The organism is Promicromonospora sp. CA-289599 (genome assembly GCF_050936155.1).
Classification (GTDB): Bacteria; Actinomycetota; Actinomycetes; order Actinomycetales; family Cellulomonadaceae; genus Promicromonospora.
Window position 1 is genome coordinate 2,581,535 of the sequence record NZ_JBNJNI010000001.1, and the last position, 19,555, is coordinate 2,601,089.

The 19,555-nt window shown below is 68.0% G+C and carries 17 protein-coding genes and 2 tRNA genes; 13 read left to right on the plus strand and 6 right to left on the minus strand.

Annotated elements, in window-relative coordinates; translation table 11 throughout:
• Positions 1 to 7: 7 nt before the first annotated feature.
• The 4 genes from yidC to rpmH form a co-directional block, all read right to left on the minus strand.
• Positions 8 to 1,168: a membrane protein insertase YidC gene (yidC, locus tag ACQEVI_RS11445; protein ID WP_432898431.1), complete on the minus strand. Its 1,161-nt coding sequence runs from the start codon at positions 1,166 to 1,168 to the stop codon at positions 8 to 10.
• Between the two features lie 80 nt (positions 1,169 to 1,248).
• A complete protein-coding gene (yidD, locus tag ACQEVI_RS11450) occupies positions 1,249 to 1,557 on the minus strand; it encodes a membrane protein insertion efficiency factor YidD (RefSeq protein WP_432898434.1) in 309 nt (102 codons plus the stop codon).
• Positions 1,554 to 1,931, minus strand: a complete 378-nt coding sequence (rnpA, locus tag ACQEVI_RS11455; protein ID WP_432898437.1) for a ribonuclease P protein component — start codon at positions 1,929 to 1,931, stop codon at positions 1,554 to 1,556. Before rnpA ends, yidD begins: the two co-directional genes overlap by 4 nt.
• Positions 1,932 to 1,934: 3 nt before the next feature.
• Positions 1,935 to 2,072, minus strand: coding sequence for a 50S ribosomal protein L34 (rpmH, locus tag ACQEVI_RS11460; protein WP_108493057.1), 138 nt, complete (start codon positions 2,070 to 2,072; stop codon positions 1,935 to 1,937).
• 433 nt (positions 2,073 to 2,505) lie between these two features.
• On the opposite strand from rpmH, the gene dnaA reads away from it, so the two are divergent.
• From dnaA to ACQEVI_RS11485, 5 genes are all read left to right on the plus strand, one after another.
• A complete protein-coding gene (gene dnaA, locus ACQEVI_RS11465) occupies positions 2,506 to 3,942 on the plus strand; it encodes a chromosomal replication initiator protein DnaA (protein ID WP_432898441.1) in 1,437 nt (478 codons plus the stop codon).
• 637 nt (positions 3,943 to 4,579) lie between these two features.
• Positions 4,580 to 5,710 carry a DNA polymerase III subunit beta gene (dnaN, locus tag ACQEVI_RS11470; protein WP_116677406.1) on the plus strand — a complete coding sequence of 377 codons (1,131 nt, stop codon included), beginning with the start codon at positions 4,580 to 4,582 and terminating at the stop codon, positions 5,708 to 5,710.
• A gap of 129 nt (positions 5,711 to 5,839) precedes the next feature.
• Positions 5,840 to 6,736, plus strand: coding sequence for a phosphogluconate dehydrogenase (NAD(+)-dependent, decarboxylating) (gene gnd / locus ACQEVI_RS11475; RefSeq protein WP_432898445.1), 897 nt, complete (start codon positions 5,840 to 5,842; stop codon positions 6,734 to 6,736).
• Between the two features lie 26 nt (positions 6,737 to 6,762).
• Complete coding sequence (gene recF / locus ACQEVI_RS11480; protein WP_432898448.1) at positions 6,763 to 7,998, plus strand: DNA replication/repair protein RecF; 1,236 nt, start codon at positions 6,763 to 6,765, stop codon at positions 7,996 to 7,998.
• 40 nt (positions 7,999 to 8,038) lie between these two features.
• Positions 8,039 to 8,533: a DUF721 domain-containing protein gene (locus tag ACQEVI_RS11485; protein ID WP_357448160.1), complete on the plus strand. Its 495-nt coding sequence runs from the start codon at positions 8,039 to 8,041 to the stop codon at positions 8,531 to 8,533.
• A 112-nt stretch (positions 8,534 to 8,645) separates the two neighbouring features.
• Here the strand turns inward: ACQEVI_RS11485 and ACQEVI_RS11490 are convergent, their stop codons facing one another.
• On the minus strand, positions 8,646 to 9,329 hold the full coding sequence (locus tag ACQEVI_RS11490; RefSeq protein WP_432898452.1) for a hypothetical protein: 684 nt from the start codon (positions 9,327 to 9,329) through the stop codon (positions 8,646 to 8,648).
• A 588-nt stretch (positions 9,330 to 9,917) separates the two neighbouring features.
• Between ACQEVI_RS11490 and gyrB the strand changes: the two genes are divergently transcribed.
• The 6 genes from gyrB to ACQEVI_RS11520 all read left to right on the plus strand — a co-directional run bounded on the left by gyrB (position 9,918) and on the right by ACQEVI_RS11520 (position 16,540).
• Positions 9,918 to 11,993 (plus strand): DNA topoisomerase (ATP-hydrolyzing) subunit B, encoded by a 2,076-nt coding sequence (gene gyrB, locus ACQEVI_RS11495; RefSeq protein WP_432898455.1) that lies wholly within the window; start codon positions 9,918 to 9,920, stop codon positions 11,991 to 11,993.
• Positions 11,994 to 12,140: 147 nt separating this feature from the next.
• Positions 12,141 to 14,801, plus strand: a complete 2,661-nt coding sequence (gene gyrA, locus ACQEVI_RS11500) for a DNA gyrase subunit A (RefSeq protein WP_432898458.1) — start codon at positions 12,141 to 12,143, stop codon at positions 14,799 to 14,801.
• Complete coding sequence (locus ACQEVI_RS11505; RefSeq protein WP_432898461.1) at positions 14,801 to 16,081, plus strand: DUF3566 domain-containing protein; 1,281 nt, start codon at positions 14,801 to 14,803, stop codon at positions 16,079 to 16,081. Before gyrA ends, ACQEVI_RS11505 begins: the two co-directional genes overlap by 1 nt.
• A 145-nt stretch (positions 16,082 to 16,226) precedes the next feature.
• A tRNA-Ile gene (locus tag ACQEVI_RS11510) sits at positions 16,227 to 16,300 on the plus strand.
• Positions 16,301 to 16,335: 35 nt separating this feature from the next.
• The gene (locus tag ACQEVI_RS11515) at positions 16,336 to 16,455 is read left to right on the plus strand and encodes a DLW-39 family protein (RefSeq protein WP_274994665.1); all 120 of its coding nucleotides are present in this window, start codon (positions 16,336 to 16,338) and stop codon (positions 16,453 to 16,455) included.
• A gap of 12 nt (positions 16,456 to 16,467) precedes the next feature.
• Positions 16,468 to 16,540 (plus strand) — tRNA-Ala (locus ACQEVI_RS11520).
• Positions 16,541 to 16,701: 161 nt separating this feature from the next.
• Here ACQEVI_RS11520 and ACQEVI_RS11525 read toward each other — a convergent pair.
• Entirely contained in the window at positions 16,702 to 17,757 is a 1,056-nt protein-coding gene (locus ACQEVI_RS11525) for a hypothetical protein (RefSeq protein ID WP_432898464.1), read from the minus strand.
• 123 nt (positions 17,758 to 17,880) lie between these two features.
• Between ACQEVI_RS11525 and ACQEVI_RS11530 the strand changes: the two genes are divergently transcribed.
• Both ACQEVI_RS11530 and ACQEVI_RS11535 read left to right on the plus strand, forming a co-directional pair.
• Entirely contained in the window at positions 17,881 to 18,420 is a 540-nt protein-coding gene (locus tag ACQEVI_RS11530) for a peptidylprolyl isomerase (RefSeq protein ID WP_357448172.1), read from the plus strand.
• Between the two features lie 99 nt (positions 18,421 to 18,519).
• Positions 18,520 to 19,401: a rhomboid family intramembrane serine protease gene (locus ACQEVI_RS11535; RefSeq protein WP_432898468.1), complete on the plus strand. Its 882-nt coding sequence runs from the start codon at positions 18,520 to 18,522 to the stop codon at positions 19,399 to 19,401.
• The last annotated feature ends 154 nt before the right edge of the window (positions 19,402 to 19,555 follow it).

A 19,555-nucleotide genomic window follows, 5' to 3' on the forward strand; every position in this document is an offset into this window, starting at 1 on the left:
CTTCCTCCTACTTCTTCTGCTTGCGCTTGCTCGACGCGGTCGGGGTGGACCCGGGCGCCGTGCCGGACGGCTTCGGCTTCGAGCCCGGCTGCTTCGCCGGCGTCGTGCCGGCGGGCTTGGGCTTGGAGCCGGACTGCTTCCCCGGGGCCGGCTCGGGCGTCGTCTCCGGAACTGCGTCCTGCGGTGCCGACTGCGCGACGGCGGGACGCGGGGGCACCGCGCCCTTCTGCCGGTCCTTGCGCTTGGGCTGCACGCGCTGACCGCTCTTGGGCTGCTCCACCACGGGGGTCGCCTCCTCGATGACCTCGCCGGACTTCGCGGCACGCTTGGCAGCCTTCGCGGCCTGGCGCTCCTTCATCTGCTTCTCCGCGATGGAGCCAGGCGTCGGCATGCGCTTGATCGTGTAGTACTGCTGACCCATGGACCAGAGGTTGGTCACCGTCCAGTAGATGAGGACGCCCACCGGGAAGTTCACGCCCGAGATCGCGAAGACGATCGGCAGCATGTAGAGCATGAGCTTCTGCGTCTGCGCCATCGGGCCCTCGAGGGCCGCCGGGGGCATGTTCTTCATCGTCAGCTGTCGCTGCGTGGTGAAGGTCGTGACGCTCATCGCCACGATCAGCGCGATGACGACGGCGCGCGAGACCCACGAGTCGGTCTGCAGGAACACGTCGCTGAGCTGCGCGCCGAAGAGCGTGGATGACTCGATGTCACCGGCGACCGACTGAGTGATCGGCCCGATCGGGTCCGCGTTGCCCTCAGAGATCGCCTTCAGGCCGTTCAGCACGCGGAACAGCGCGAAGAAGATCGGCGACTGCAGCAGGATCGGCATGCAGGAGGCGAACGGGTTGGTCCCGTGCTTCCGGTACAGCTCCATGGTCTCTCGCGTCATGTTCTCGCGAGACGCCGGGTCGGTCTTGCCCTTGTACTTCTTCTGCACGGCCTGCAGCTCGGGCTGGATCATCTGCATCCCGCGCGAGGCCTTGATCTGCTTGAAGAAGAGCGGGATCAGCACGATGCGGATGACGATCACGAGAGCGACGATCGACAGGACCCACGCCGTCCCGGGACCTGCCGCCATGCCGAGCGTCGTGAAGAGCGAGTGCGACCCGTAGATGATCCAGGCCACGACCCATTCGATCGGGTAGAGGAAAGCGAAGAAGTCCATCGGTCAAGAAGCTCCAGAGTCGGTGACGCAAAGTCTGCGGTGGCTGCGGGTGTCGTGCCGGCGGCACGAGCCGGGGCAGGTCATCCCTCGGCGTGGGTGTGCGCGCCGCGCACGGGCGGCACGTCGTCGACGCCGCCGAGACTCCACGGGTTGCACCGCAGCAGGCGCCACAGCGCGAGACCCAGCCCGCGCACGACACCGTGACGCCGCAAGGCGATCAGGGTGTACTGCGAGCAGGACGGGTAGTACTTACAGCTCGGGGGGCTCATCGGGCTGATGAACGCCTGGTAGAAGCGCACCATCCCCACAAGGAGTGTCACCGGGAGCCTGCCGATCAACGAGGGCTCGCGCGGCGGTGCCTCACCCTCGGGTGCGGGGGCGGCGGTCATCTCTTCCCGTCTCCGGTGGCGCGTGCGACCGCACGGCGCAAGCAGGAGTCGAGGTCACGTTCAAGGTCCGCATACGTTGCGGCCGACGACGCCGGAAGCGCGCGCACGACAGCTCGGGCACTGCTCGGCAGAGCCGATAGCTGCCCGGACGCGGCAGCGCGGAGCCGACGCTTCACCAGATTGCGCTGCACGGAGTTGCCCACAGCCTTGGAAACGACAAAACCGACCTGTGGAGTTCCCGATCCCCGGTCCGAGACGTTTTCGTCCGGTACCAGGAGGTGAACCACCACGGTCGATCGACCTGCACGCGTGCCGCGGCGCACCGTCCGCTCAAAGTCGACGGAACGGCGCAGTCGGTGCGCCGCGGGCAACATGGCTCAGGCTGAGAGCTCGGCGCGACCCTTGCGGCGACGGTCCGCCAGGATGGCGCGGCCGGCGCGGGTGCGCATGCGCAGCCGGAAACCGTGGGTCTTTGCACGCCGGCGGGTGTTCGGCTGGAAGGTCCGCTTGCTCACGAGGTACTCCAAGAACGTCGGGGTAGGCACACCGTCTGTCCTCGACGATGCAGTGAAAGTTGGCCGATCCGTACAGCGATTGGCCTCGCCGACCCGGGGGCCTGGCCCACTGGTCGTGGTCGACGTCGTTAGGACGTGACTCGAATCCGTATGTGGGCGCGCAGAAGTACCTGGAACGGCTGTATGACGTTACGCCGCGGAGGCCCTCCGGGTCAAACCAGAACGGCGAGATCATGCGTGTCGGACGCGCCACATCGGGCGTCTCGACCGGCCGCGCGAGAGGGCTCTGTGACCTGCCCGTGTACCACCTGTCCAGCGGCGATCCTGGCAATCCACAACCTGTGGACAACTGTGTGGGCAGTGCTCCATCATGGCAGACTCCAAGACACCCCCAGCACTCGCAGGACCCCGCGCACGAGACGAAGGAAAGCCAGTGGCCAACCCGGACGAGAACATCGGCGACGTCTGGGCACAGACCCTGACGGCGCTCGAGGCCCGGCCCGATATGAGCCCCAGGCAGCTCGCCTTCATCCGTCTGGCCAAGCCGATGGCCGTGCTGGACGACATGGTCTTCATCGCCGTCCCCCACGAGCAGACACGTACCTATCTGGAGACTGCGGTCCGCGACGACCTCGTGTCCGCGATGTCTTCAGTCCTCGGCCGGGACGTGCGCTTCGGCATCACCGTGGATCCCGAGCTGAGCAGCCGTACGCTCGCCGGACCCTCACAGATCTCAGGGCCGGCGACCCTCTCGCTCGAGCACGAGCCGCCGGAGCCTGAACAGGCGCAGATGCCTATTGCTCCGCAGCCGGCGCCGAAGCCGTCGGCCGAGCCCACCCGGCTGAACCCGAAGTACATCTTCGAGACGTTCGTCATCGGTTCGTCCAACCGGTTCGCCCATGCGGCCGCCGTCGCCGTGGCCGAGGCCCCTGCCAAGGCGTACAACCCACTCTTCATCTACGGCGACTCGGGGCTGGGCAAGACCCACCTGATGCACGCCATCGGGCACTACGTCCACAACCTGTACCCGCACATCCGGGTGCGGTACGTGAACTCCGAGGAGTTCACCAACGACTTCATCAACAGCATCGGTGAGGGCAAGGCGGGTGCGTTCCAGCGTCGGTACCGCGACGTCGACGTGCTCCTCATCGACGACATCCAGTTCCTGCAGGGCAAGGAACAGACGATGGAGGAGTTCTTCCACACCTTCAACGCGCTGCACAACGCCAACAAGCAGGTAGTGATCACGTCCGACGTCCCCCCGAAGCAGCTCAACGGTTTCGAGGACCGCCTGCGCTCCCGCTTCGAGTGGGGCCTCATCACCGATGTCCAGCCCCCTGACCTCGAGACCCGCATCGCGATCATGCGGAAGAAGGCAGCGAGCGAGCACCTGGACGTGCCGGCGGACGTCCTCTCCTACATCGGCTCGCGTATCTCGACGAACATCCGTGAGCTCGAGGGCGCTCTGATCCGCGTCACCGCGTTCGCGAACCTCAACCGGCAGCAGGTCGATCTGGCTCTCGCGGAGATCGTCCTCAAGGACCTGATCACCGACGACGACGACACCACGGAGATCACGCCGGCCGTCGTGATCGCACAGACCGCCGCGTACTTCGGTCTCACGATCGACGACCTGTGCGGCTCGTCCCGGTCCCGCGTGCTGGTGACCGCCCGGCAGATAGCCATGTACCTGTGCCGCGAGCTCACGGACCTCTCGCTGCCCAAGATCGGCCAGCAGTTCGGCGGGCGCGACCACACCACTGTCATGCATGCGAACAAGAAGATCGCGGGCCAGATGGCGGAGCGTCGCTCGACCTACAACCAGGTCACCGAGCTCACGAGCCGGATCAAGCAGCAGCAGCGCAGCTGATCCGAGACATCTTGCGCGGCGTCCCGAAATCGGACGTCGCGGCACTTTTCACACCTATCCCCACCCCTGTGCACAGCCCGACCGGTGCACGGGGGTGTTGCATATCTGCACCTCCACAGGTCTATCCACATGCGGAACGGCGGGATGCTGCGGTTCTCGTGGGCTCGTCCCCAGCCCTGTGCACGCCCGCTGTGCAGAACTCGGCTCATGACCCTGACCTGCCAATACACACCTGGGGACAAGCCTGTGGACGGCTGTGGACGACGGGCCATTTTCTGTGGGCGGGGACCCCCTGATCGGTGGACAGCCTGTGTGCACAAACAGCCCGTCCACAGGTGTCCCCAGTTAATGCACAGTTGGGCCCACAGCTCCTCCACAGGAGAAAATGGCCTCTGACCTGCGCTAAGACCCGATATCCCCAGTATCCACAACCCCTACTACTACGACGACATCTATCTCTAAGAGGGAATCCACACGCCTTCATCAGGCGGTCCGGGCGTTCGGCACACCACTTCGAACATTAGTACTAAGCCCCGGAAGAAGTCCATCCACAACCTGTGCCACTCGAGTGCCACGTGGTCAGCAACTCGCGTAGGGTTTCCCTCGACAGTCCAGGAACAAGAGGAGATGCAACGGCATGAAGTTCAGGGTCGAGCGCGACGTCCTCGCCGATGCCGTGACGTGGACCGCTCGCACGCTCCCCACGCGTCCGCCGGCTCCCGTGCTTGCCGGCGTCCGCATCGAGGCAGACGCTCAGGGCGTCATCAACCTGGCCAGCTTTGACTACGAGACGTCCGCGCGGTCCGAGATTCCCGCCGAGGTCGCAGAACCGGGCACGGTCCTGGTGTCGGGCCGACTCCTGGCCGAGATCTCGCGGGCGCTGCCCAACAAGCCCGTGGATGTCGCACTCGAGGGCAACAAGGTTGTCGTCACCTGCGGCGCGAGCCGCTTCACGCTCCTCACCATGCCTGTGGACGAGTACCCCGCGCTGCCCGGCCTCCCCGAGGTCAGCGGGACGGTCTCCGGCGACGCGTTCACGCACGCCGTCGCCCAGGTGACCGTCGCGGCGAGCCGTGACGACACCCTGCCCCTGCTGACCGGCGTACGGGTGGAGATCGAGGGCGAGCGCATCACGCTGCTCTCCACGGACCGTTACCGCCTCGCGCTCCGTGAGCTCACCTGGACCCCGGCCACACCGGGCTTCTCCGCGGTGGCCCTCATCCGAGCTCGCACGCTGAACGACGTCGCGAAGTCGCTCGGCTCGGGCGGGCTCGTGAACGTCGGGTTGTCCACAGGCCAGGGTCTCGACCTTGTGGGTTTCGAGGCCGGCGGCCGCCAGACGACCTCGCAGCTGGTCGAGGGCGACTACCCGGCCGTTCGTCGGCTCTTCCCCGACAGCACGCCGATTCATGCCGTGGTTGCCACGGCGCCCCTGATCGAGGCCGCCAAGCGCGTGAGCCTGGTCGCGGAGCGCAACACGCCGATCCGTCTTTCGTTCAGCGACGGCCAGGTTGTGCTCGACGCCGGTCACGGTGACGACGCGCAGGCGTCCGAGGCGCTGGAGGCAGTGCTGGTGGGCGAGGACATCGCCGTGGCGTTCAACCCGCAGTTCCTGCTCGATGGGCTCGGTGCGCTGGGCACCGACTTCGTCCGGCTCTCGTTCACACACCCCAACAAGCCGGTCGAGTTCACCGGTCAGGGCAGCCTGGACGGCGAGGACGACTCCGCCTACCGGTACCTGCTGGTCCCGATCCGCTTCACGGGCTGACGGCTCGGGGCTCTCCAGCGGACGGCCCCGTTATCCACAGCCCACAACAGTCAGTCTGGACAGCCAGCCTGCACCAAGGGACGGCCGCCACGAGCGAGCCCGTCGATCGACCCTGGAGGAATCACGCACATGGTCAACCACATCGGCCTGGTCGGCCTGGGCAAGATGGGCAACAACATGCGGTCCCGCCTGCGCAAGGGCGGCATCGAGGTCACCGGGTTCGACCCGCGGCCGGAGGTCTCGGACGTCCCGACGCTCGCCGACCTGGCAGCCGCCCTTCCCGAGGACAAGCGGGTCGTCTGGGTGATGGTGCCGGCCGGAGAGCCGACGCGCGGTGTGCTCGACCAGCTCGCTGAGATCCTCAACGAGGGCGACATCGTGATCGAGGGCGGCAACTCGCACTACGTCGAGGACCAGGAGCGTGCCGCCGAGCTCGCCAAGAACGGCATCGGTTACCTCGACGTGGGTGTGAGCGGCGGTGTCTGGGGGCTGGAGAACGGTTACGGCCTGATGGTCGGTGGCGCTGCCGCCGACGTCGAGTCGGTCATGCCCGTCTTCGACGTGCTGCGCCCGGAGGGCCCCCGCGAGGAGGGCTTTGTCCACGCGGGCGGCGTCGGCGCCGGTCACTACGCCAAGATGGTCCACAACGGCATCGAGTACGGCCTGATGCAGGCGTACGCCGAGGGCTACGAGCTGCTCGCAGCCAAGTCGGACCTCATCACGGACGTGCACGGCACCGTGCGCGCCTGGAGCCGCGGCACCGTCGTCCGCTCCTGGCTGCTGGACCTCATGGTCAAGGCACTCGAGGAGGACCCGAAGCTCGCTCTTCTCGACGACTGGGTCGACGACTCCGGTGAGGGCCGCTGGACCGTGGACGAGGGAATCGACCTGGCTGTGCCGCTCCCGGTGATCTCTGCTGCGCTGTTCGCCCGCTTCGCCTCCCGCCAGGAGCAGTCGCCCGCCATGAAGGCGGTCGCCGCGCTGCGTCAGCAGTTCGGTGGGCACGCGGTCAAGTCGGCCGAGTAGCGCGCGGGACGTACGATCTCCTACCGATGTACGTCTCCCACCTCTCCCTGCTGGACTTCCGGTCGTATGCCTCGGCCGATGTGGAGCTCGAACCCGGGGTCAACGCGTTCGTAGGTCGCAACGGCCGGGGCAAGACCAACCTCGTCGAGGCGATCGGCTATGTCGCGACGCTCGGTTCGCACCGCGTCGCCACCGACGCGCCGCTCATCCGGTCGGGTGCCGAGCGCGCCGTCGTGCGGACGCGGATCGTTCGCGGGGACCGGGCCAGCACCGTCGAGCTGGAGATCACCCAGGGCAAGGCGAACCGGGCACGTATCAACCGGGGCCAGGCGGTGCGTGCTCGGGACGTGCTGGGGGTGCTGCGCACGGTGCTCTTCGCACCCGAGGACCTCGCCCTGGTCAAGGGAGAGCCGGACGGCCGACGGCGGTTCATGGACCAGCTGCTGGTCCTGATGATGCCGAGGGTGTCCGCAGTGCTCTCGGACTACGAGCGGGTGCTCAGGCAGCGTTCCGCACTGCTCAAGTCCGCTCGGGCATCGCGAAGGTCTGGTGGCTCGTCGCGAGCGGAGAGCGCTGCGGCAGAGCTTGCGACACTCGACGTCTGGGACGCGCGGCTCGCCGAGCTCGGCGCCGAGATCCTGTCGCTGCGAATCCAGCTGGTCGACGTGCTGCGCCCCGCGGTCGCCGCCGCGTACGAGCAGGTGAGCGACGCCGACGGGGATGCGGAGATCGCGTATCGGTCATCGCTCCCCGCCCTCTCGACAGGTAATCCACCGGAGTTGTCCACAGGGCCTGGGGATAACTTTGCGGACGTGGGACAACTACGGGACCTGCTGTTGGAGGCCCTGGTCACAGCGCGCCCGCAGGAGCTGGAACGAGGAGTGAGCCTGGTCGGCCCGCACCGCGACGACCTCGTCCTGACGCTCGGCGGGTTGCCGGCCAAGGGCTACGCGAGCCACGGCGAGTCCTGGTCGTTCGCGCTCGCGTTGCGCCTCGCATCATTCCGACTCCTCGGCGGAGATCCGCAGAATTCGGCCGATTCACCCGCTTTCTGGGACCCGGAACTTGGTACCGATGCTGACCCCGTACTGATCCTTGACGACGTGTTCGCCGAACTCGACGTCAGGCGCAGGCAACGGCTCGCCGACCTGGTGCTACCGGCTCGCCAGGTGCTGGTGACGGCAGCCGTTGCCGAGGACATCCCCGCTGCCCTGGACGGCGTACGGTTTCACGTGGAACCCGGGACGGTGACTCGTGACTGACGACTCTCCACAGGGGCCTGTGGATAACTCTGAGCCCCCTTTGACACCACCCTCCGAGGTGGCGCGCGCCGCTCTGAACCGGGCCAAAGCCGCGGCTCGAGCACGTGGTCTGCGGCCCGGATCGCCGTCACGCAGGTCTCCCCTGGCCGAACCGCGGTCGAGCGGATCGGGCCCGGGTGCCCGTGACCCCCAGCTGCTCGGGGCGCTCGTCGGGCGGCTGCTGCGCGAGAAGGGCTGGACCGAGGACGTCTCGGTGGGTGGGGTGATGGGTCGGTGGCGCGAGGTGGTCGGTCCCGAGATCGCTGACCACTGCACGCCGGAGACCTTCGAGGACAAGGTGCTCGTGGTCCGTGCGGACTCGACGGCGTGGGCGACCCAGCTCCGGCTGCTCGTACCCACGCTGCGCAGGCGCATGGCCGAGGAGATCGGCGAGGGCGTGGTCGAGGAGGTCACCGTGCTCGGCCCGGCCGGCCCCGGGTTCCGCAAGGGCCCCCGCTCCGTACGCGGCCCTGGCCCGCGGGACACCTGGGGCTGATCGCGGCGACGCGTGTTGTTCCGGCGGAGGGGAACGCAAAGGGCCCCCTGGCCGAGGCCAGGGAGCCCTTCTCAGTTCAGCTGCGCCGAGGCGTCAGCCAGGAACTACTTGTTCACGCGTTCTGCATGCGCTTGCGGGCCCAGACCAGGGCGACGCCACCGGCGGCGAGCAGCGCGGCGAACGCGATGGCGCCACCCACGGTCGCACCGGTCGCGGCGAGCACCGGGGGCTCCTCAGCGGCAGGGCTGGGCGAAGCCGACGGCTCGTCGGACGGCATGGGAGCCGGCGGGACGGACGCCTCGTCGGTGGGCTCGACGGTGGGCTCCTCCGAGGGCTCGGGCTCGGTGACGGGCGGCTCGCTCGGCGTCGGCTCCGGCGTCGGGGTCGGCTCCGGCGTGGCCTCGACACAGGCCTCGATGGTGCCCGTGGCCGGGACCTTCTCGGTGCCGTTCGGGGTCCTCGCGTCCTCGTTGCCCGGGCCCCAGTTGAACTGTTCGCCGTCACTGGCTACGACACTGGCCTCCCAGGTGTGCTCGACGGTCGGGTCCAGGCCGGCCAGGGTGTCGGACAGAGACTTACCGAACGTCTCGACGACAACGGTCTCACCGTCGACAACGAGAGTGAACTGGTTGTTCTCAGGAGCGTAGTAGCTGAGGTTGTAGGTGATCGACGAACCCGCTTCGGCGTCGCAGACACCGCTGACGGCAGGGGTGTGGGCGGACGCCGGGGCCGCGCCGGCGACGATGCCGCCGAGCGTGAGAGCGGCGAGAGCGCCGCCCGCGAGAAGCTTCTTCACTGTGAAGTCCTTCGAGAGAGACTGGGCGCAAGTTGCGCATATGACCGGTTCGCGCCATTAGAGCAGAGAATGTCAAACCCACGAAATGTCACCCTCCGTGCGCACATTGCCAGACCTTCGGCAAGCACGGGCATGACGATTCGAGAGAATCGATGTCTCCGTGGCTTCGCGGACGATCCGGAGGGTGTCGGCCGCCTTTGGCGAACACGTGTGCGGGTCCCGGTCGAGGCGCGTCGACCGACCCTGACCAGGGGGTCGATCGCGGTGGTGCCGGAGCGCCCGGCGACCCTCCCAGGACCCCTCCAGGAGCCCAAAAATCACCCTGTGGAGAAAGGTTGTGGAGGAGTGGCTACAAACGGCCCCGGATCCCGGGTTTTCGCCGCTCAGAAGGTAGTATGAGGGGGTCAACCGCGCCGGGTCCCAGGATCGTCCTGAGGCCCGGAACGCTGAGCACCGACGAGCCGTCGGATCGTACGTCAGCACCCGAGCACGGCATGGACCCATGTGGGTCCGAGCCGCTCGTGCAGCCGCTGGTACGTCCGTCGTCGTGCACATCGTGTGCCTGAAAGACGAGGAGCAACCCCGCCCGTGACAGAGCGAATCGACGGCGGCTACGACGCCGGGAACATCACAGTCCTGGAAGGTCTCGAGGCCGTTCGTAAGCGACCGGGCATGTATATCGGGTCGACCGGTGAGCGTGGGCTCCACCACCTTGTGTACGAGATTGTGGATAACGCTGTGGACGAAGCCCTCGCGGGCCACGCCACCGAGATCGACGTGCGGCTCATGGCCGACGGCGGTGTACGCGTCACAGACGACGGCCGAGGCATCCCGGTCGCGATGCACCCGACCGAGGGCAAGCCCACGCTCGAGGTGGTCATGACGATCCTGCACGCCGGTGGCAAGTTCGGTGGCGGCGGCTACGCCGTCTCCGGCGGGCTGCACGGTGTCGGCATGTCCGTGGTCAACGCGCTGAGCTACCGCTTCGTCTCCGAGGTGCGCCGGGACGGGTACAACTGGCGACAGGAGTACGCCGACGGCGGCAACCCGGTCACCGGCGTCGACCGGCTGGAGCCGCTCGACCCCGACGAGGGCACCGGGACCACCCAGACGTTCTGGGCCGACGGGACGATCTTCGAGACCACCGAGTACGACTTCGAGACGCTCCGTGCCCGGTTCCAGCAGTACGCGTTCCTCAACAAGGGCCTGAAGATCACGCTCACCGACGAGCGTGCGGGCCACTCCTCCGCCACCGACGAGGTGACGGGTGTCGAGCACGAGGCCGCTGCGGACGACGTGGTCACCGCCGAGAGCAGGCCGACGGCCGACGGACAGGAGTCCGGCTCGGAGTCGGACGGCTGGCGCACCGTCACGTACAAGTACGAGAACGGCCTGATGGACTACGTGCACCACCTCAACTCCGCGAAGCGGGTGGAGCTCGTGCACCCGGACGTGATCTGGTTCGAGAGCGAGGACACGGAGCGCAAGATCGCCGTCGAGATCGCGCTGCAGTGGACGAGCGCCTACAGCGAGTCGGTGCACACGTTCGCGAACACGATCTCGACCACCGAGGGCGGGACGCACGAGGAGGGTTTCCGCGCGGCAATGACCACGCTGGTCAACAGCTACGCGCGGGACAAGAACATCATCAAGGAGAAGGACGAGAACCTCACGGGCGACGACATCCGTGAGGGCCTCACCGCCGTCATCTCCGTGAAGCTCGGTGAGCCGCAGTTCGAGGGGCAGACCAAGACGAAGCTCGGCAACACGGAGGCCAAGACCTTCGTGCAGCGCGTGGTGCGCGAGCAGCTCGTCGACTGGTTCGACGCGCACCCGAACGAGGCACGTGACGTCATCCGCAAGGCGATCTCCGCCTCGCAGGCCCGCATCGCGGCGCGCAAGGCGCGCGAGGCGACCCGCCGCAAGGGTGTCCTGAACGGCGGCGGCATGCCGGGCAAGCTCAGGGACTGCCAGTCGCGCTTCCCCGACGAGTGCGAGATCTACGTCGTCGAGGGTGACTCGGCCGGCGGCTCCGCGGTGCGCGGGCGCAACCCGCACAACCAGGCGATCCTCCCGCTGCGCGGCAAGATCCTGAACGTCGAGCGGGCCCGCCTGGACAAGGCACTGTCCAACGCCGAGGTACAGGCGCTGATCACCTCGTTCGGCACGGGTATCGGCGAGGACTTCGACATCACGAAGCTCAAGTACCACAAGATCGTGCTCATGGCCGACGCCGACGTCGACGGCCAGCACATCTGCACCCTGCTGCTCACCCTGCTGTTCCGCTACATGCGCCCGCTCATCGAGCACGGTCACGTGTACCTCGCGCAGCCGCCGCTGTACCGGATCAAGTGGAGCAACGCCCCGCACGACTACGTGTACTCGGACCGGGAGCGCGACGCGTTCCTCGAGGCCGGCGCCGCGCAGGGCAAGCGGATCCCGAAGGACAACGGCATCCAGCGCTACAAGGGTCTGGGTGAGATGGACTACTCCGAGCTCTGGGACACCACCATGGACCCGGACCACCGGACGCTGCTGCAGGTGACCATGGACGACGCGGCCGCGGCCGACGAGATCTTCTCGGTGCTCATGGGCGAGGACGTCGAGTCCCGCCGCACGTTCATCCAGCGCAACGCCAAGGATGTTCGGTTCCTTGATATCTGAGGCCATCTGAGGATGGCGCGCGAGCCCCGCAGGGTGGCTCGCGCGCCCCGGCGTGACCGCCCACCCGGGCGTGCGGCGTCGGACACGGACATGGCGGCCCAGGAGACGAAGTGACACGCCCACCGGCGTGGAAAGGAAGTACAGACGGTGACGGACGAGACCCCCGGCGTAGAGAACTCCGACGACGGCATTCCGATGGAGGATGCCCGAGTAGCGGTGCACCACGGCCGTGTCGAGCAGGTCGACCTTCAGCTCGAGATGCAGCGGTCGTACCTCGACTACGCGATGAGCGTGATCGTGGGCCGCGCGCTGCCCGACGTGCGGGACGGCCTCAAGCCGGTGCACCGCCGCGTCATCTATGCGATGTACGACGGCGGCTACCGCCCGGACCGCGCGTACTCCAAGTGCTCGCGCGTCGTCGGTGACGTCATGGGCAAGTACCACCCCCACGGCGACACCTCCATCTACGACACCCTGGTGCGCCTGGTCCAGGACTGGGTGCTGCGGTACCCGCTGGTCGCGGGCCAGGGCAACTTCGGCTCGCCGGGCAACGACCCGGCCGCCGCCCCGCGGTACACCGAGTGCAAGATGGCGCCGCTCGCCCTGGAGATGGTCCGGGACATCGAGAAGGGCACCGTCGACTTCCGGCCGAACTACGACGGACGGACCCAGGAGCCGGTGGTCCTGCCGTCACGCATCCCGAACCTCCTGGTCAACGGGTCGGCCGGCATCGCCGTCGGGATGGCGACGAACATCCCGCCGCACAACCTGCGCGAGGTCGTCGAGGGCGTGCGGTGGCACCTCGCCAACCCCGACGCCACCCGCGAGGAGCTGCTCGAGGCGCTCCTGGAGCGCATCAAGGGCCCGGACTTCCCGTCCGGCGCGCAGATCCTGGGACACAAGGGCATCGAGGACGCCTACCGCACGGGCCGTGGCTCCATCACGATGCGTGCGGTCGTCAGCGTCGAGGAGATCCAGAACCGGATCTGCCTGGTCGTGACCGAGCTGCCGTACATGGTGAACCCGGACAACCTGGCATCGAAGATCGCCGACCTCGTCAACGACGGCCGGATCAACGGCATCGCGGACATCCGGGACGAGACGTCCGGCCGCACAGGCCAGCGCCTCGTGATCGTCCTCAAGCGTGACGCCGTGGCGAAGGTGGTGCTGAACAACCTCTACAAGCACACGCCGCTGCAGGAGAACTTCAGCGCGAATATGCTCGCGCTGGTCGACGAGGTGCCCCGCACGCTCAGCATCGACGCGTTCGTACGCCACTGGACCACGCACCAGATCGAGGTCGTGCGTCGGCGTACCGAGTACCTCCTCAAGGAGGCGCAGGACCAGATCCACATCTACGAGGGCTACCTCAAGGCCCTCGACGCGCTCGACGAGGTCATCGCGCTGATCCGCCGCTCCCCCGACGCGGACGAGGCGCGGACGGGCCTGATGGAGCTGCTCGCGATCGACGAGCTGCAGGCGAACGCGATCCTGGCGCTGCAGCTGCGTCGCCTGGCGGCGCTCGAACGGCAGAAGATCCTCGACGAGCACGCCAAGCTGCGGCTCGCGATCGACGACTACCTGGACATCCTCGCCAAGCCGGAGCGCCAGCGCGCCATCGTGGGCGACGAGCTCAACGAGGTGACCGAGCGCTGGGGCGACGAGCGCCGCACCACGATCCTTCCGTACGACGGCGACATGTCGATGGAGGACCTCATCCCCGAGGAGGACGTGGTCGTCACCATCACGCGCGGCGGTTACGCCAAGCGGACCCGGACGGACAACTACCGCTCGCAGAAGCGCGGCGGCAAGGGTGTGCGCGGCGCGCAGCTGCGCGAGGACGACATCGTGGACCACTTCTTCACGACGACGACCCACCACTGGATGTTGTTCTTCACCAACCTGGGCCGGGTCTACCGGGCCAAGGGGTACGAGCTGCCCGAGGGCGGCCGTGACTCCAAGGGTCAGCACGTCGCGAACCTGCTGGCCTTCCAGCCCGGCGAGAAGATCGCCCAGGTGCTCGACATCCCCGACTACGAGGCGGCGGAGTACCTGGTCCTCGCCACGCGCCGCGGGCTCGTCAAGAAGACCCGGCTGAGCGAGTACAACTCGCCGCGGTCCGGCGGCCTCATCGCGATCAACCTGCGAGAGGACGAGGACGGTGCCGCGGACGAGCTGGTCTCGGCCCGCCTCGTGAACGCCGACGACGACCTCATCCTCGTCTCACGCAAGGGCCAGTCGATCCGCTTCCACGCGGACGACGAGTCGATCCGCCCGCTGGGCCGTGCCACCTCGGGCGTCACGGGGATGAAGTTCCGGGAGGCCGACGAGCTGCTCTCCGCCGCCGTGGTCATCGACGGAGCCGACCTGTTCGTGGTCACCGAGGGCGGTTTCGCGAAGCGCACCCGCATCTCGGAGTACCGGGTCCAGGGTCGTGGCGGGCTCGGTATCAAGGTCGCCAACCTCGTGGAGGCGCGTGGCGACCTCGTGGGCGCACTGGTCACGTATGCCGACGACGAGGTGCTGGTCATCATGGAGCGCGGCAAGATCGTGCGTTCCGCCGTCGCCGAAGTTAACCTCACCGGCCGGAACACGCAGGGGGTAACCTTCGCAAAGCCGGACAAGGGCGACAGGATTATCGCCGTCGCGCGCAACGCGGAGCGTGAGGACGCGGGCGATGCGACAGGTGCTGTGGACGAGATCTCCGACGGCGACTCCGCGGAGCGGGTTACCGTGGAAGAGGTTCCGACCCCTGATGAAGTTCCGAGCACCCCTGAGCAGAACAGCACCGGACGCGAGGACAGCTGATGACGAGTGACAAGAGCGGGCCCGTGCGCACGGCGTCGCCCGACCTCGATGAGGACCTGGAGATCACCCGGGATCGCAAGGAAGTGAACGGGGAGCAGACTCCGGCGGAGACCCCCGACGCGAAGCAGGCGGAGGCGCCCTCGAGCAAGAGCTCGGCGTCGACGAAGGCTGACGCTGCTGAGTCCGGCGCCGCTACGAGCGACTCCGGCGCGGCGAGCGAGAAGGCCGACCTGCCGGTTCCTGCCCCGTCGACGAAGCGCCCCGGGCCCGGTGTGGCGACCCCCGCGCCGCCGGCACCGGAGGAGTCGAGCATCCCGACGACAGGCGGGGTCTGGCGCTCCGCGTACGAGGCGGGCCGCACGGGCAAGGAATCCAAGCCGGCCACGCCGGCGGCTCCGGCCGTGCCTGCAGCTCCAGCCGCACCGGCCAAGCCGGCCGCTTCGGGCTCGCCCACGCCGCCCAAGCCGGCCACCCCGCCCGCACCCCCCGCGCCGGCCACGCCGGTGGGCAGCGAGCCCGTAGCCGGGCCCGGCCTCGTCTCGCCCGGCTCCGGCGTTCCGGCTCCGGCGTCCGACGCCACCGCGAAGTCGTGGAACCGCGTCCCGGCACCGACAGCCCCGCCGGCACCGCCCACCGCGACCTCGGAGGGCGCGGAGGGTGTTCGAGCAGGCGCGATGAAGGCAGCTCAGGCTGCCCTCGACGCGGCCCGCAGCGCAGCCAAGAAAGTGACGTCGATAATGCCCGACGACGACGCGCGGTCGGCAACGCCCGCGAACGAGACCACGGCGCGGCCGGAGATGCACTACACGGCAGCCGGAGTGCGCGGAACCGCCACCGCGGCCGCGCCGCAGGCCACGGGTACGACGCCGCAGACGCAGTCGGAGCCGACTCCCGAGGCACCTCGCTCTGCACCGGCCGGACCGCGCCGAGTGCGCCTCGCCATCTCTCGTGTGGACCCCTGGTCCGTCATGAAGCTGGCGTTCCTGCTGGCTGTCGCGATCGCGATCATGACGGTGGTCGCCACCGCGGTGTTCTGGTCGGTGCTGAACAGCCTCGGCGTGTTCACCACCATCCAGGACTTCGTGAAGGATGCCGTCGGACCACAGAGCGACGTGAACCTCACGCAGTTCGTGGAGTTCCCCCGTGTCATCTCGCTGGCGACTCTGATCAGCATCTGTAACATTGTCTTGTTGACGGCGATCGCCACGATCATGGCTTTCCTGTACAACATCACTGCAGCACTCGTCGGCGGCGTGCACATGACGCTGACCGACGACTGACGTCTTCGGCGTCACCCAGAGCGTTCTCGTGCGCTGCTGCGCACGACTCGATGCACGTCACACCGCGAACCACGTTTTCGGTTTGGGACATCGTCCCGACCTGGGGTAATCTCCAGTGTCGCGGCAGCGTGCGGAACGCTCGCCCGGGGCTATAGCTCAGACGGTTAGAGCGCTTCCCTGATAAGGAAGAGGTCGGAGGTTCAAGTCCTCCTAGCCCCACTCCCGGACCTGCAGAGGCTCCTCAGGAGGAACTCGTGAAGAAGCTGCTTATAGTGCTGCTCGCTGCTGGAGCCGGCTACGTTCTCTGGCGCAAGCTGAGCGAGGACGCCGCGGGGCGCGACCTGTGGTCCGAGGTCACTGACTCGCTCGACTGAGCGGCTCGCAGAGGGGCCATGGCGCAATTGGTAGCGCACCTGCTTTGCAAGCAGGGGGTTGGGGGTTCGAGTCCCCCTGGCTCCACCCGCGATGACCTGCGGCGATGATTTCGCCGCAGGTCATTTTTTTGTGCCCTGGTCCTGGTCCTGCTCCGAGGACGTGGGCCGATGACGTCGCGCCGGACATGACAGGAGGGCCTGGCCGCTGGCCAGGCCCTCCTGTCATGCTCACCGGAAAGCGGGAGGTCAGCCCTCCTGCTTGCCCTCCCCCGCGTGCTTGGGCTTCGCGGGCGGAACCTCGTCCACCAGGGGCAGGTCCTCCGCCGAGTCGGCCGGAACGGCCTCGTCGAGGAGCGGGCTCTCGGTGGGTGCAGCCGTTTCGCCGGACCCGAGGTCCGACTCCCCCGACGCCGGCGCTTCGGGGTCGTTACCGCCGCGCTTCTGTGCGGCGGTACTCGCCTTCTGCGCGGTGGCCCATGCCGCGTCCAGGACCGGAGCGGCCTTTTCCTTCGCGGCGTCCAGCACCGGGCTCGCCTTTTCCAGCACCGGTGCGGCCTTCTCCTTGGCCGCCTCGAATGCCGGGCTCGCCGCCGAGTAGGCCCGAGCGCCGAGGTCCTTGGCCGTCTGCGCGGCCTTGGCCCCCGCCTCCTTGCCCTTGGCGACGGCGGAACCGGCCGCCGCGCCGACGCCGGACGAGTGCCGCGCGGCGCCGTTCGAGTAGTCGGCACCCGTGCCCTGCTCCCAGGGTTCGGCCCACGGGTCGGTCTGCGGCTGCGCACGCTTCCAGAACACGTAGCCGGCGACGGCCGCGCCACCGGCCGCCAGCGCTACGAGCCAGCCCTTCTTGGAGCCCTTCTTGTTTGCCTCTTCCGCCGCCTTGGCGACGGAGTCGGCCAGAGCGGCCTTGTTCTGTGCCGTCGCCGCGTTGGTAGCCGCGCCGTTGAACGCGGCGACCATCTTGGGCAGCAGGTCGTCCACGAGCTTGTCGTGCGCGGAGTCGATGAGCGGCGCTGCCTTGCCTGCGGCCTTCTCGACCTGGGGGGCGGCAGCCTGGAGGCTGTCCTGCCACGCCTTCTCCGCACGCGGCGTCAGCCACGCGATGAAGTCGTTCACACGGGGCTGAGCCCAGTCCTTGGCGTTCGAGGCCCGGTCCTTGGCCTGGGCCGCTACGGCCCCAGCCTGCGTTGCGGCCTTGGAGCTGACGTCGGAAAGCAGAGCTGCGGCCTCCGCCGCCCTCTCCTTGACCTTCTCGGTGTCGATCTTGCTCGTGTCCACGTAGTCGGTCACCTTCTTGCGGGTCATGAAGCTCCCCTCGAACTGTTCAAATAGTCCTCAAGATGCCACTCTGCCACCGGACGGGCCCACTGGCGAGGGCGAACGACGTCGGTGCAGCACCAGCGGGCCGCTCCGTGGGAGGATTGATACATGTTCGCAATCCTGCACACCACCTCCGGTGACATCCGTATCGAGCTCTTCCCGAACCACGCGCCCAAGACTGTCGAGAACTTCGTCGGCCTCGCGACCGGCGAGAAGGCCTGGACGGACCCGCGGACGGGCGAGGAGCGCAAGGACCCGTTCTACGACGGCCTGATCTTCCACCGTGTCATCGAAGACTTCATGATCCAGGGCGGCTGCCCGCTCGGCACGGGAACCGGCGGCCCCGGGTACACGTTCAACGACGAGATCCACCCCGAGCTCCAGTTCAACGAGAAGTACATCCTCGCGATGGCCAACGCCGGTAAGCGTCGCAACCCGGTGACGGGCGAGATCGAGGGCACCAACGGCTCGCAGTTCTTCCTCACCACCGCGGAGACCCCGTGGCTCAACGGCAAGCACACCATCTTCGGCAAGGTCGCGGACGACGCGTCGCGCACGGTCGTCGACGAGGTCGGCAAGACCCGTACGCGTCCCGGCGACCGTCCCGTCGACGACATCACGATCACGTCGGTCACCATCGAGCCCTGAGGGACGGCGGCGGCCGGTCCGCTCCGGCGGGACCCGGCACCACCGCTCCGGCACGACCAGCGAGTACTTGAGGACCGAGGGGACTGAGGACGTATCGCGATGAACGACCCGGCCGCCGAGGAGCCGACCGAGGCCGAGGCTCCCGTGTGCCCGCGCCACCCCGACCGGGTGGCCTACGTACGCTGCCAGCGGTGTGGCCGGCCCGCGTGCCCCGAGTGTCAGCGGCCGGCGGCCGTCGGCGTGCAGTGCGTCGACTGCGTCCGGGACGCGAAGCGCTCTGCGCCGCGCGTCCGGACCGTCTTCGGCGGCTCCGCCGACAGCGTCGCGGTCAACGGCCGACCGGTCGTCACGTTCACGATCATCGGGATCTGCGTCGTGAGCTGGCTGCTGCAGCTGGTGACGGCGGGTGAGTGGACGCGGCTGCTCTGGTTCTGGCCCTGGGGCGGAGCGGTCGAGCCGTGGCGCTTTCTCACGGCGTCGTTCCTGCACTCCACGTCGCCGCTGCACATCCTGTTCAACATGTACGCCCTGTGGATAACCGGGCAGTTCCTCGAGCCGTTGCTCGGGCGGTTGCGCTTCGGGGTCCTGTGCCTGCTCTCCGCCGTGGGCGGATCGGTCGGCGTGCTGCTCCTCGCCGGCGACCCGGCGACGTCAGCCGCCTGGCAGACGCCTGTGGTCGGGGCGTCCGGCATGGTGTTCGGCCTGTTCGGGGCGATGCTTCCCGTGATGCGGCGGCTCGGTCGGAGCATGGGCCAGGTGCTCGTCCTGCTCGCGATCAACGGTGCCATCGGCTTCTGGGTGCCGAACATCTCTTGGCAGGCGCACCTGGGTGGACTGGTCACCGGAGCCCTGGTCGCGGCGGCTTATGCGTATGCACCGAAGGACCGCAGGGCCGCAGTCGCGTGGGTGGTTCCGGTCGCCGGTATCGCGCTGCTGGTCGCGCTCGCGACATGGCGCTATGCCTCGATCGGCTTCCTGTGAACGAGTGCGGCGGCACCTCCACGAGTTCGGCCCGACACGAGCAACTGGGCCGTTCCCGACACCTGGCGGTGCGTCACCACTCTCTTTTCCCCAGCTTTACCCACAGCTGTGGATAAATAGGGATACAGTTCCGCGGCCGCCTCAGCGCGGCCGC